Annotated in this window: 11 protein-coding genes and 3 tRNA genes; 12 read left to right on the top strand and 2 right to left on the bottom strand. The window is 69.5% G+C overall.

Annotation, left to right across the window (positions count from 1 at the left end):
- Positions 1 to 161: 161 nt before the first annotated feature.
- From ACYVAG_RS12700 to ACYVAG_RS12665, 8 genes are read left to right on the top strand one after another with little or no spacing between them, the layout of a single operon-like run.
- Positions 162 to 1031, top strand: a complete 870-nt coding sequence (locus tag ACYVAG_RS12700) for an IclR family transcriptional regulator (RefSeq protein WP_460770285.1) — start codon at positions 162 to 164, stop codon at positions 1029 to 1031.
- Entirely contained in the window at positions 1028 to 2317 is a 1290-nt protein-coding gene (locus tag ACYVAG_RS12695) for an ABC transporter substrate-binding protein (protein WP_460770178.1), read from the top strand. Before ACYVAG_RS12700 ends, ACYVAG_RS12695 begins: the two co-directional genes overlap by 4 nt.
- Positions 2304 to 3254: a carbohydrate ABC transporter permease gene (locus tag ACYVAG_RS12690; protein WP_460770177.1), complete on the top strand. Its 951-nt coding sequence runs from the start codon at positions 2304 to 2306 to the stop codon at positions 3252 to 3254. The genes ACYVAG_RS12695 and ACYVAG_RS12690 overlap by 14 nt, the downstream gene beginning before the upstream one ends.
- Complete coding sequence (locus tag ACYVAG_RS12685; protein WP_460770175.1) at positions 3251 to 4177, top strand: carbohydrate ABC transporter permease; 927 nt, start codon at positions 3251 to 3253, stop codon at positions 4175 to 4177. The genes ACYVAG_RS12690 and ACYVAG_RS12685 overlap by 4 nt, the downstream gene beginning before the upstream one ends.
- A complete protein-coding gene (locus ACYVAG_RS12680) occupies positions 4174 to 6807 on the top strand; it encodes a hypothetical protein (protein ID WP_460770174.1) in 2634 nt (877 codons plus the stop codon). The genes ACYVAG_RS12685 and ACYVAG_RS12680 overlap by 4 nt, the downstream gene beginning before the upstream one ends.
- Positions 6804 to 7907 carry a glycoside hydrolase family 88 protein gene (locus tag ACYVAG_RS12675; RefSeq protein ID WP_460770172.1) on the top strand — a complete coding sequence of 368 codons (1104 nt, stop codon included), beginning with the start codon at positions 6804 to 6806 and terminating at the stop codon, positions 7905 to 7907. The genes ACYVAG_RS12680 and ACYVAG_RS12675 overlap by 4 nt, the downstream gene beginning before the upstream one ends.
- A 29-nt stretch (positions 7908 to 7936) precedes the next feature.
- Positions 7937 to 8755, top strand: coding sequence for a 5-dehydro-4-deoxy-D-glucuronate isomerase (gene kduI / locus ACYVAG_RS12670; RefSeq protein ID WP_460770171.1), 819 nt, complete (start codon positions 7937 to 7939; stop codon positions 8753 to 8755).
- 7 nt (positions 8756 to 8762) lie between these two features.
- Positions 8763 to 9518, top strand: coding sequence for an SDR family oxidoreductase (locus ACYVAG_RS12665; RefSeq protein WP_460770169.1), 756 nt, complete (start codon positions 8763 to 8765; stop codon positions 9516 to 9518).
- Here ACYVAG_RS12665 and ACYVAG_RS12660 read toward each other — a convergent pair.
- Positions 9515 to 9982, bottom strand: coding sequence for an NUDIX hydrolase (locus tag ACYVAG_RS12660; RefSeq protein WP_460770167.1), 468 nt, complete (start codon positions 9980 to 9982; stop codon positions 9515 to 9517). The genes ACYVAG_RS12665 and ACYVAG_RS12660 overlap by 4 nt on opposite strands.
- A gap of 27 nt (positions 9983 to 10009) precedes the next feature.
- Positions 10010 to 10987 carry a YihY/virulence factor BrkB family protein gene (locus ACYVAG_RS12655; RefSeq protein ID WP_460770166.1) on the bottom strand — a complete coding sequence of 326 codons (978 nt, stop codon included), beginning with the start codon at positions 10985 to 10987 and terminating at the stop codon, positions 10010 to 10012.
- A gap of 207 nt (positions 10988 to 11194) precedes the next feature.
- Between ACYVAG_RS12655 and ACYVAG_RS12650 the strand changes: the two genes are divergently transcribed.
- The 4 genes from ACYVAG_RS12650 to ACYVAG_RS12635 all read left to right on the top strand — a co-directional run bounded on the left by ACYVAG_RS12650 (position 11195) and on the right by ACYVAG_RS12635 (position 12381).
- Positions 11195 to 11267: transfer RNA gene (locus ACYVAG_RS12650), tRNA-Gly, on the top strand.
- A gap of 40 nt (positions 11268 to 11307) precedes the next feature.
- Positions 11308 to 11378 (top strand) — tRNA-Cys (locus ACYVAG_RS12645).
- A gap of 1 nt (position 11379) precedes the next feature.
- Positions 11380 to 11455, top strand: a tRNA-Val gene (locus ACYVAG_RS12640).
- Between the two features lie 281 nt (positions 11456 to 11736).
- On the top strand, positions 11737 to 12381 hold the full coding sequence (locus ACYVAG_RS12635) for an Ig domain-containing protein (protein ID WP_460770164.1): 645 nt from the start codon (positions 11737 to 11739) through the stop codon (positions 12379 to 12381).
- The last annotated feature ends 28 nt before the right edge of the window (positions 12382 to 12409 follow it).

The following is a 12409-nucleotide window of genomic DNA, read 5'->3' as shown; positions in this document are numbered from 1 at the left end:
TGTGTGACCCTGTGAACCCTCAGCAGGCCGGGCCCCGGCCGAAGGTTACGATTCGACCACGACGGCGCCTGACCCTTCCCGCCAGCCGTACGCCTGGCCTAGGCTTATCCCTGTCAGCGGTACGACGTATCACTGAGCGGACAGGGAGAAGCGTGACCGACATGCGGAGCGGCATGGCGCCCGTGGGGGACCGGCCCCACGGAGACGACGCCACCCCGTCCGGCACGCTCCAACGCGGCCTGGCCATCCTCGATCACCTCGCCGGCGGGAGCCGACCCACGGTGGGTGAGCTCATGGAGGCGGTCGACGTGAGCCGCAGCGCCGCCTACCGCATTCTTGGAGTCCTGCGCGACCACGGCCTGGTCAGCTGGGATTCGACGGCCACGAGCAGGGTCACGCTCGGCAGCACGGCCATCCTGCTCGGCATGACGGCACTGACCCAGTCCGACCCCTGGGAGATGGGTCGCCAGTTGATGCGCGGGCTCGCCGACGAGATCGACGAATCGGTGCTGATGGCCATCGTCGACGGCCCCGAGATCATCTACGTCGCCCACGAGGACCGCAGTGACCACGTGGTCGGCGTACGCCGGCTCCTGGGCCTGCGGCGCCCGCTCGAGGTCACCTCGCTGGGCAAGGCGTACGCGGCCGCCCTCCACCCCGACGACCTGCGGGCGCTGGTGGACCGCCTCGCGTTCGTCGGTTTGACCAAGACCTCCCACACCGACGCTGCGTCGTTCCTCGCCGACATCGAGACCTGCCGGGCGCGCGGCTTCGCCATCGATGACGGCGAGCAGGACCGCGCGGTCATGTGCGTGGGCGCGGCCGTCCTCGACCATCGCGAGCTGCCGGTCAGCGCGATCTCGGTCGCCGGTCCGCGGGACCGCATCGAACCGCGGCTCGACGAGCTCGCATCCCGTGTCCGCGACACCGCGCGCGACATCAGCCTGCGCCTGGGCTGCCCGCCCACCGCGCACGCGATCCAAGACCACCCGAAGACGGCTGGAAGCTCCACCACGAAAGGAAAGTCATGAAGAAGTTCGCCACAGTGTTCGGCGCCCTCGCTGTCGCGGGCGCCATGACGATGTCCGCCTGCGCGCCGGGGGGCTCCACCGACGAGCCGAAGCAGCAGGCGCCTGAGGACAAGAACCTCACCTACCTCTATTTCACTGACGGGCCCGACGAGCAGGCGACGCGCAACCTCGTCAAGAAGTTCGAGGAGAAGAGCGGCGCGAAGGTCACGATCGAGATCGTGCCGTTCGCCAACATCGAGACCCAGCTGCAGGCCCGGCTCGCCGGCGGCAACGCGCCCGACGTCGCCCGACTGGCGGCCCTGACGCCGTTCAAGAACGACCTCCTCGACCTCAGCCAGACCCAGAAGGCCGCGCTCGACGGGCAGTTCCTGCAGGGTGCCGACCCGATCACCCACAACGGCGCCGAGCTGATCGCCGTCCCGAGCGACCTCACGATGAACGGCCCCATGGTCAACGTGGAGCAGTTCAAGAAGGCCGGCGTCGAGCCGCCCACCAAGGAGAAGCCCTGGAAGTCGTGGGACGAGATGGCCGAGGCCGCCAAGAAGGTGAAGGACGCCAACAAGACCGAGTACGCGCTGGCGATGGACGTCTCCGGCCACCGCGTCTCGACGATGTTCAGCCAGTACGGCACGACGCTGTTCAGCGCCGACGGCAAGTCGGTCGCGTTCGACCCGGCGAAGGGCGCCGAGGCCATCAAGAAGTTCAACGACCTGAACCAGTCCGGCGCCATGCCCAAGGACCTGTTCATCCAGTCCGGCTCGAAATACAAGGCGGCCAACGAGATCTTCCTGGCCCAGCAGGCGCCGGTCTACATCTCCGGCAACTGGCAGGTCGCGGCGTTCGCCAAGAGCGCCAAGTTCGAGTGGAAGGCCGTGCCGAACCCCTGCCAGGTCGAGTGTGGCGGTTTCCCCGGCGGCAAGTTCATGGCGGCGTTCAAGCAGTCCAAGCGGCAGAAGCTGGCGGCCGAGTTCATCGCCTTCATGAACAGCAAGGAATCGCAGGAGCAGATGTCGGCCGAGGCCAACTTCCTGCCGACGCGCAAGGACCTGATCACGGGCGGGGTGAAATACACCAGCCGCGCCGATGACATGAAGGTCTTCCTCGACGACGTGTCGAAGACCCCCGAGGCGGCCTTCGCCTCGTCCTACTCGCCGGCGTTCAGCGCGGGCGCGAAGTCGATCCAGAACGAGCTGTCGGCGGTTCTGGCCGGCAAGGGCACGCCCGAGGGTGCGGCGGCCAACATCAAGGCGGGCGCGGAGAAGGCTTTGAAGGATGCCACGAAGTAATCCCGATGCCGCGAAGAGCGCGGCGACGACGGCGGCCCCCGAGCAGGGCCGCCGTCGTCGGCGCCCGATCTTCACGCCCAAGAACATCGCGCCCTACCTCTTCGTGCTTCCGAACATGCTGGTGTTCGGCATCTTCACGATCTGGCCGGCGCTGAACATGTTCAACTATTCGCTGTACGACTCCACCAACGGACGCAGGTTCACCTACGTCGGCATCGCCAACTTCACCGAGCTCGTGAACAGCAAGGAGTTCGGCCAGGTGTTCTGGCACACGGTGCTGTTCACTGTCGGCTTCGTCGGTCTCACAGTGATTCTGTCGACGCTGTTCGCCGTGCTGCTCAACGACGCGTTCCCGGGCCGGTCGTTCTTCCGGAGCATCCTGTTCCTGCCGGCGCTGCTGTCGGCGGTCGTCGTGGGTCTGCTGTGGAACTGGATCCTCGACCGGGGCAACGGCCTGCTCAACATCATGTTGGGGGCGATCGGGCTGCCACAGCCGGGCTGGCTCACCGACGGGCGGCTCACGCTCATCGTGGTGGTGCTCGTCAGCCTGTGGATGCACACGGGCTTCTACACGCTGATCATGTTGTCGGGCCTGCAGGGGATCGACGGCAATGTCTACGAGGCCGCCAAGGTCGACGGCGCGACCGGCATCCAGCGGTTCCTCCAGATCACGTGGCCGCTGCTGCGACCGACGACGTTGGTCGTGCTCATCCTGTCGACGATCTCGGGCTTCCAGTCGTTCGACTTCATCTACACCCTGACCGGCGGTGGACCCGTCGGGGCGACGACGCTGATCGTGCAATACATCTATGAGCGTGCCTTCGAGAGCCCGATCCGTTATGGGCTTGGCTTCGCGGGCGGCGTGATCCTGTTCGTGTGTGTGTTCGCGTTCACGCTCATCAACTACCTCAACGGGCGACGGCAGGAGGCCGCATGAGCACGACGGCGAGCGAGCCGCGCCGCGGCATCGAGGATGACTCGACGGCTGGGGGCGACGGTCCCGTGAAGAAGGAGCCGACCTGGGTCGGTTCGGACCGCAACAAGCCCCCGGCCACCTGGGCCGTCGTGCGCTATGTGGTGTTGGTGGCGATGGCGATCATCATCCTGGCCCCGCTGGTGTGGACGCTGCTGTCCAGCTTCAAGTCGCAGGCGGAGCTCGGCATGATCCCGCCGCGCCCCCTGCCGGAGAGCTTCGCCCCGACCAACTACACCGAGGCGATCGAACAGTTCCAGTTCGCGACCTATCTGAAGAACTCGGTGATCGTCACGGTCGGCGCGACGCTGCTGACCGTGGTGATCAACACGATGTGCGCCTACGGCCTCGCGAAATACAACTTCCGCGGGCGCAATCTCCTGTTCCTGCTGGTGTTGGCGACGATCATGGTGCCACTGCAGGTCATCCTGATCCCCGTCTATCAGGTCGCGGCGAACCTGGGTCTGGTGAACAGCTATCTGGGCCTGATCATCCCGCCGGCGGCGACGCCGACGGGTGTGTTCCTCCTGCGTCAGTTCATGTTGGGCCTGCCGGACGAACTCATCGAGGCCGCCCGGGTCGACGGCGCGGGGGAGTTCCGGACGTTCCTGCGGGTGGTCCTGCCCCTGTGCGGTCCGCCCATCGCCGTCGTCACGATCTTCTCGGTGATGTGGCGCTGGAACGACTTCCTGTGGCCGCTGATCATCAGCCAGAACCAGGACATGTACACCCTTCCGGTCGCCCTGGCCCAGTTCAACAGCCAGCAGTCGGTGCCGTTCAACTACATCCTCGCGATGTCTGTGGTGTCGATGATCCCCGTGATCATCATCTTCCTGTTCCTGCAGCGCCAGATCGTCACCGGCATCGCCAACACCGGCCTGAAATGACCGTGTCGCCCGTCTCCGACCGGACGGTGCACGCGCTCGACGAGCGCGGCACCGTCCGCGACTGGCTGGTCACGCCGGCGTGGGAGGAGCCGGCCGACGACCTGGATGCCGTGCTCGCTCCCACCGGGTCGCCGTGGCAGGACACCCCCGCGGGACTGGGCCGGTGGGTGCTCACCAACGGCCCGGATGTCACGCCATGCAAGGAAGCGCTGCACCGCCGCCGGCCGCTGGGCGAGCACCCGCCCGTCGGCGGTCCGGTCGCCGGCGGGCCGGTGGCGTACGCGTGGGGGGACCGCTCCCACGAGGCGACCTGGGAGCGCTGGCACTGCAGCGACGACGGCCTCGTCGACTGGAGCCAGTTCTGCTTCACACCGGTCTACCGGGTCTCCGCCGCCGCCACGGTCTTCGAGGTCGACCAGGCCGACCGGCGCCGCCTTCGCATCGCGTCGACGGGGCCCTGGAAGGCCTTCCTGAACGGTGAACCCATCGCCTCGAGTGACGCCGTGACCTACCAGGAACCGGCCGAGACGACCGTGGAGGTCTTCCTGCCCTCGCGCACCTCCACGCTCGTGGTGGTGCTGTGGCAGGTCGCGTTCCGCGAGTGCCGGCAGGTGCTCCGCGTACGCATCGACGGCCTTCCCGTGCGGGTCGTCGTGCCGTCGCCCGGGGCCGACGAATGGGACAGCGCCGTGGCCGAGCGAGTGCTCGCCGCCGTCGGGACGGACGGCTGGGGCAGCCTGGACGGCTCCCTCCGGCTCGTCGGGCCGCCAGGCGTGACGCTCGACGTGGCGTCCGCCACCGGCACCGAACGTGTCGTGCTGCGTGACGCGCCCGTCACCGTCGACTGCGTCCAACCGTCGCCGAGCGGACTGCTCGACAGGTTCGCCACGGTGACCGTCCGCCTCGACGGAACCGACCCCGTGCGCGTGCCGATCGCCCGGACCTTCCCGGTCGGGCGCCTGCCGGAACGCTATCGAGGCGCACCGGAGGGCGAACCGGCGACGTGGCGGCGCGAGTTCCTCGAGCACGCGGCCGCTCTCGGCGGCGTGGGCGCGGCCCTCGCGGGCTTCGCCCTCGACCCGGACCGCTCGATCGTGCCGGACGACGTGGCCACCGCACTGCGCATGGTGCGGGAGCGCTGCGACTGCGCCGACTTCGAGATCGTCGGGTTGGTGAACCTGCTGCACCGCACCGACGCGGCGCAGTGGGCGCCCGGCCTGCGCGACGAGGTCCTCGACGCACTCGCCGCGATGAAGTACTGGATCGACGAGCCCGGCCTCGACGCGATGTGCTGGTTCACCGAGAACCACCAGCTGGTGTGGCACACCGCCGAGTTGCTCGTCGGCGAGCTCCTGCCCGACCGCGTCTTCTCCAACGACGGCCGAACCGGCGCCGAACACGCCGACCACGGTCGTCGGCTGGCGACGGGCTGGATCCGCGCGCGCCTCGCGGGCGGGTTCAGCGAGTTCGACTCCAATGCCTACCTCGCCATCGACACCCTCGCACTGGTGTCGCTGGCCGAGCACGCGCACGACGCGGAGCTGCGCACCCTGGCGGCCGGCCTCGCCGACCGCGTCCTCATCTCGCTGGCCGCCAATTCGTGGCGCGGCATCCACGGCTCGGCCCACGGGCGCAGCTATGTGCAGACCCTGCGGTCGTCGCGGCTCGAGGAGACCGCGCCGATCTCGTGGGCCGTTTTCGGGGTGGGCGCGTTGAACGACCAGACGCTGCCAGCCGCGGTCGTCGCGACGGCGGAGGCCTATCGGGTCCCCGAGGTCGCCGCACGCATCGCGGTGGCCCAGCCGGAGGCGTACTGGGCCGTGCAGCGCTATCGGGGACGCCACCTGTTCGAGCACGACCTGCTCGATCGGCAGTTCGGCTCCGAGACCGCGATCTTCACCACCCCCCACGTGATGCTGGCATCCGCGCAGGACTACCGCCCCGGCCTGCCGGGCCTGCAGGAGCACATCTGGGGTGCGACCCTGGGGCCCGAGTGCCAGGTGTTCGTGACGCATGCGCCCAACACCTCGACCTCGCCGTCGGCGCGGCCCAACACCTGGGCGGGCAACCGCGAGCTGCCGCGCGTACGCCAGCACCGCGAGGTGCTGCTGGGGCTGTATCGCCTGCGGGACGGGGATCCCATGGGGTTCACGCACGCGTGGTTCCCCACCTCGCGCATGGACACCTGGACGACGCGGGGCGACTGGATCGTGGGCCGTTCCGGCCACGGGTTCGTCGCCCTCGCCTGCCGCGGCGGTGCCACCCTCACGCGCAGTGGGCCGGACGCATGCCACGAGCTCGTCCCGAACGGGGACGGCCGGGCCTGGGTGTGCGTCGTGGGGGACTCCGATCGTGACGCCTCGTTCGAGAGCTTCGTGGCCGGCTTGCCCGAGCCGGTGTGGGGCCGCGACCGGGTTGCGGTGCAGCGAAGGGGCCACGCGTATGCGCTGTCGTGGGACGGTCCGTTCCTCGTCGACGGCCGCTGCCCGGACCTTGGCGAATCCGGATCACCCAAGGACTTCGCGCCGTTCGCCTCTCCCTGGTGTGCGGTGGAGGGCGACGAGCTGGTGGTGCGCTGCGACGGGCTGGAACACCGTATCGACCTGCGCCGCGGGAGGAGCCTGAAGTGAGCGACAGACCTGAGGTCGACCCCGGCCTGGACCCGACGGTCGCCGAGGCGGCCGAGCCCCCGCGTACTCCTGCGGCGGCGCTGACGGTGGCACAGCTGGTCGCCACGGGGGACCGGATCGCGCAGCGGGCCGAGGCCATGCGCCTGCACCGGTGGTTCTGGGGCGAGGGCGTCGTCCTGCACGGGCTGCTCGACTGGGCGGACGCCGCCGGACGCGACACCCCGGCGTTCGTGGGGGAGTTCCTCGACAACGCCCGGCGGGCAGGCATTCGTCCCGACCACGTGAACTCGCTGGCGCCGGGCGGGGCCGCCGTGCGGCTCGGGCGCGTCGACCTGGTGGCGGCGCTCGACCGCTGGCTGGAGTCGGCCTCGGTGACCCGGGCGCCGAACGGCGCCATCGAGCACTGGCCGGGCGGCGTCTGGGCCGACACCGTGCACATGATGGGTCTTTTCCTGCTGGAGAAGGCGATCCGGGGCGGCGACCCGGAACCGGCGCGGGAGGTCGCGCGCCAGTGGCTGGCCCACGCCGACGTGCTGCAGCACCCTGACAACGGCTTGATGGCCCACGGCAGCCACCGCGGGGAGACGATCTGGTGTCACTGGGGCCGCGCCAACGCGTGGCTGGCGCTGTCGGCGACCGACGTCGTCACGGCCGCGCGCGCACTCGGCGACGGCGAGCTCGACGACCTGGCGGGCCGGGTGGGTGACCGGGTCACGCACCAGCTCGCCGCGCTCGTCGCCCACCAGCCCGCGCACGGCATGTGGGACGTGCTCGTCGACGGCCATCCCGAGGTCGCCGGGATCGCCGAGACCTCTGCTGCTGCAGGGATCGCGGCCGCCCTGTTCCGAGCGCGCCGACTGGGGCTGGGCGAGGCGTCCTGGACGACCTCGGCGGACCTGGCGCTGCGGGCGGTGCACGCGTACGTCGACGCGGACGGCACCCTCGCCGGCACGAGCGCGGGCACGATCCTGCAACTGATCCCGTTCGGCTATGCGGTGATCCGCACCGATCGCATCCAGCCCTGGGGTCAGGGGCTCGCGTTGCGTGCGTACGCTGAGGGTCTACGCGAGGCCCGCGGGAACGCCGGCCCGCGACCCTGACCGAGCAAGACCGACCATCAGGAGTGATCATGGAAACCCGTCCCAGCACCGCCCCCGACCAGATGACGCTGTTCGACACGGCCGACCTCTACGACCGGTTCGTCGTCACCGATCTTTTCCAGCAGGGGAAGGTGACGCTGGCGTACGCGATGGAGGACCGCATGATCCTCGGCGGCGTCCTGCCGGGTGGCGCGACGGTGAAGCTTGAGGCGCCCGACGAGATCCGGTCGGAACACTTCTGCGAGCGGCGCGAGCTCGGCGTGGTCAACGTCGGCGAGGGCGAGGGAACGGTGACGTGCGACGGGCAGGCATACACGCTCCAGCCCAAAGAGGTCCTCTATGTCGGCCGCGGCACCAAGGACGTGACGTTCGCCGGCGACACCGCGCTCTATCTGGCGTCGGCGCCCGCGCACGCCGAGCACCCGACGACCCACATCACAGCCGAGCAGGCCGCGCCGCTCGAGCTGGGATCGATCGAGACGTCGAACGAGCGGACGATCCGCAAATACATCCACGCCGACGGCGCCGCGTCGTGCCAGCTCGTCCTCGGCGTCACCGACCTCGCCAAGGGCTCGATGTGGAACACGATGCCGGCGCACGTCCACGAGCGCCGCACCGAGTGCTACCTGTATTTCGGGCTGCCGGAGGACCAGCGCGTCGTGCACCTGATGGGCGAGCCGTCCGAGACGCGCCACGTGTTCCTGGCGGACAAGCAGGCGGTCATCTCGCCGCCGTGGTCGATCCACTGCGGGTTCGGCACGTCGAGCTACAGCTTCGTGTGGGCGATGGCGGGGGAGAACCTCGACTACACCGACATGGATCCCGCGCCGATCACCGAGCTGCGCTGAGGCGACCATGGAGCACGCGGATCTCTTCTCCCTCGAGGGAAAGACGGCGGCGGTGACGGGCGCGAGCCGCGGCATCGGCGAGGCGATCGCGATCGCCCTGGCGTCCGCCGGCGCCGACGTCGTCGGCGTCTCCTCGACCGGCCCGGCCGGCGGTCGGGCCGAACGCGAGATCACCGCTCTCGGTCGCTCGTTCACGCCGCTGGCGTGTGACCTGTCGGATCGGGCGGCGACCCGGGAGCTGGCGGAATCGCTGACCGGGGCGGACATCCTGGTCAACAACGCCGGCACCATCCGGCGTACGCCGGCCGCCGACCACAGCGATGCGGATTGGGACCACGTCCTCGAGACGAACCTGTCGAGTGCGTTCGTGCTGGCCCGCGAGGTGGGCCGGTCGATGCTCCAGCGGGGGAGCGGGAAGGTCATCTTCACCGCGAGCCTGCTCAGCTTCCAGGGGGGTGTGACGGTGCCCGGCTACACGGCGGCGAAGCACGGCATCGCCGGCATCACCAAGGCGCTGGCCAACGAGTGGGCCGGCCGCGGCGTGAACGTCAATGCCATTGCGCCCGGCTACATCGCGACCGACAACACCGAGGCGCTCCGCGAGGACGAGACGCGGAGCCGCCAGATCCTCGAGCGCATTCCGGCGGGTCGTTGGGGCAGCGCGGAGGACATCGCCGGTGCGGCGGTGTTCCTCGCGAGTCCGGCGGCGGCGTACGTGCACGGGCAGGTGTTGGCGGTCGACGGGGGTTGGCTCGGCCGCTAGGGCCCGAGCCGCACGTCCCGCGGGTTCTCCAGTGCCACCCTGATCCGCTCTCGGTGGACCGGACCCATCTCGGGGAGGGCGTCGAGTCGGAACCAGCCGGTGTCGGTGTTCTCGTCGTCACCGACGGCCGGCTCGCCGCTCACCCAGCGGCAGCGAAGCGTGTGGTCGAGGTAGCGGGCCCGGTCGCCGTTGGCGTGCACCGTCGGCGATCCGGCCCGCACCCAGACCAGACGCTCGACGGCGCAGTGCACACCCGTCTCTTCGAGGACCTCGCGCACGGCGGTGGTGTGGACGTCGTCGCCCGGCTCGACGATTCCGGTCACGGGCGTCCACGCACCGTTGTCGGCCCGCCGCACGAGCAGCACCTCGTCGTCGCGGAGGACGACCGCGGCCACCCCCGGCAGCCACAGCTCGTCGTGGCCGATCTTTCGGCGCAGACGGACGATGAACTCGGGGATGGGCACGTGATTCCTCTCGAAGGCGTGGTGAGGCTAGGCCGGGTCCGACGCCTCGAGGATGTGCGCCGCGTCGCGATCGGTCACGCCCGCCCAGCGCGGGGCCACCTTCGCGAGCGCCGCGTTCAGCGCGGCCCCGGTGAGCGCCGCGAACGCCGTGACATAGAGCCACGCGAGCAGCGCGATCGGCGTGGCCAGCGGCCCGAAGATCGAGGCCCCACCCGTCGCCGCCAACAGACCCTCGCGCAGTCCCCAGGAGCCGACCAACCAGAATCCGACGGTCAGCGTCGCGCCGGGCAGATGGCCGCGCCAGGCCTGCCGGACAGGGATCGCGAGATGGATCAGCGTCGTCAGGGCGGCGACCGCGGCCACGGCCACCACGGGCCAGTACACCCGACCGATCCACGCGACCGCGCTCGGCAGCACCCGGTCGAGCAGCCCGGGGCCGGTCACGATCAGCGGCAGCACGAGCGCCGCGGTCACCAGCGCGCCCAGATAGATCGCGAAGGAGAGCGCCCGCGCGCGGACGATCCCGCGGCTGCCGGCGGCGCCGTACATGATCGTGACGGCCTCGATGAACACCGCCATGGCCCGCGATCCCGACCACAGGGCGATGAGGAAGCCGATCGAGACGATGTCGACGCGGCCGCCGCCGAGCACCTCGTCGAGCGTCGGCGCGATGAGTTCCTCGACGCTCGCCGGCGTGAGGAAGCGGCTGGCGTGGTGGAGCACCTGCAGCCGGAACGTGGTGATCGTGGTGACGGGGAGCTGGGAGGTCACGAACCCGATGCCGCCGGCGAGCCCGAACAGCAGCGGAGGCAGTGACAGGATCGCGAAGAAGGCGATCTCGGCGGCCAACCCGGTCACGCGGAAACGTACGCAGGCAAGGATCGTCGACCACGCCACCCGACCGAGGCCGCGCAGGAACCCCGCCGGACCCCGCGTACCGCGGTTCTTCGCGATGAGGCGCGGCGCGGGCGGGTCGGGCGTGGGCAGCGCGAGACCGGTCAGCATGAGCGAATCTTTCGGGCAGGGGAAGGCCGTTGGGCTCATCGTGACAGGCCGGGCGTACGCGGACCCGAGGACGCGCCGTGATCGCGCCGACCTCTTTGTGGAGGGGATTCCGGGGCGCCGGCGCGGCGGCGATTTGGCAAACCTCATCGGTGTGGGCTATGTTTTTCCACGCGCTGAACGAGGCAAAACAAGCCGAGTGAAGAGCATGCGGACGTGGCTCAGCTGGTAGAGCATCACCTTGCCAAGGTGAGGGTCGCGGGTTCGAATCCCGTCGTCCGCTCGGAGTGGGGCCTCCCCCAGGGGTTTGCAAGCCCCACCCTGGTGGGTTGGCCGAGAGGCGAGGCAACGGACTGCAAATCCGTTTACACCGGTTCAAATCCGGTACCCACCTCGGGCGGTTGGCGCAGTTGGTAGCGCGCTTCCCTGACACGGAAGAGGTCATCAGTTCAAATCTGGTACCGCCCACCATCGAAGAACCCCCGGCCATGGCCGGGGGTTCTCCTGTTTTCTGGCACGCGGACGTGTGGACCGCGCAGGGACCTGTTCAGACACGATTCCTCTGGACCGTGCAGTAGGCGACCCTGGGGCCTGCGGGGCAGGAGGGACGCGTGGAGCGCGCGGGGCGGCGCAACATGTCCAATACGCGAATTTGCCGATGCACGGCAGGGGTCGCCCGGCGTGGCTTGCCCGACCGGATCGTACTTTGAATGCACCCCCCAGCCATTTACCCACCGTCCTTGGAGACTGCAATGAAGCGTTCTGTCCTCACCCTGTCCCTCACCGTCCCGCTGGCCTTCGCGGCCACCTTCATGGGCGCTCCGGTCGCCCAGGCCGCCGTGCCTGTCGCTCCCGTCGCCACCATCGCCCCGCTCCTGATCGATCCGATCGCGTCGCAGACGGTCATGGTCGGTTCGCCGATCGCGCGTCGCACGGTCGGTTCGAACGATTCGGCCGCGAAGGTGACCGTCACCGGTCTCCCCGCGGGCGTGTCGTTCGATCCCGTGTCGTGGAACATCACGGGCACGCCCACGGTTCCGGGCACCTATCTGGTGAAGGCGACGGTGACCGATCGCTTCGGTCGCTCGGTCTCCACCACGTTCACCATCACGGTGAAGGGCGCTCCGGTTCCCGGACCGCTCCTGATCGATCCGATCGCGTCGCAGACCGTGACGGCCGGTCAGCCGATCGCGCGTCGTACGGTCGGCTCGAACGATCCGGCCGCGAAGGTGACCGTCACCGGTCTCCCCGCGGGCGTCTCGTTCGATCCGGTCTCCTGGAACATCACGGGCACGCCCACGGTTCCGGGCACCTATGCGGTCAAGGCCACCGTGCTGGATCGCTTCGGTCGTTCGGTCTCGACCTGGTTCACCATCACGGTCAAGCCTGCCGTCTGAGCCTGATCGTCCGCCGTTGACCGGCGCG

It is taken from the genome of Mariniluteicoccus flavus (genome assembly GCF_054776655.1).
Note: the sequence above shows the minus strand (reverse complement) of the source record. Positions and strands in the feature narration are given on the sequence as shown.

Bases quoted from the DNA above. Each gene is read 5' to 3' on its own strand.
- ACYVAG_RS12680 (WP_460770174.1), top strand. From the start codon at position 4,174: ATGACCGTGTCGCCCGTCTCCGACCGGACGGTGCACGCGCTCGACGAG.
- ACYVAG_RS12655 (WP_460770166.1), bottom strand. From the start codon at position 10,987: ATGCTGACCGGTCTCGCGCTGCCCACGCCCGACCCGCCCGCGCCGCGC.
- ACYVAG_RS12665 (WP_460770169.1), top strand. From the start codon at position 8,763: ATGGAGCACGCGGATCTCTTCTCCCTCGAGGGAAAGACGGCGGCGGTG.
- kduI (WP_460770171.1), top strand. From the start codon at position 7,937: ATGGAAACCCGTCCCAGCACCGCCCCCGACCAGATGACGCTGTTCGAC.
- ACYVAG_RS12700 (WP_460770285.1), top strand. From the start codon at position 162: ATGCGGAGCGGCATGGCGCCCGTGGGGGACCGGCCCCACGGAGACGAC.
- ACYVAG_RS12690 (WP_460770177.1), top strand. From the start codon at position 2,304: ATGCCACGAAGTAATCCCGATGCCGCGAAGAGCGCGGCGACGACGGCG.
- ACYVAG_RS12635 (WP_460770164.1), top strand. From the start codon at position 11,737: ATGAAGCGTTCTGTCCTCACCCTGTCCCTCACCGTCCCGCTGGCCTTC.
- ACYVAG_RS12695 (WP_460770178.1), top strand. From the start codon at position 1,028: ATGAAGAAGTTCGCCACAGTGTTCGGCGCCCTCGCTGTCGCGGGCGCC.
- ACYVAG_RS12685 (WP_460770175.1), top strand. From the start codon at position 3,251: ATGAGCACGACGGCGAGCGAGCCGCGCCGCGGCATCGAGGATGACTCG.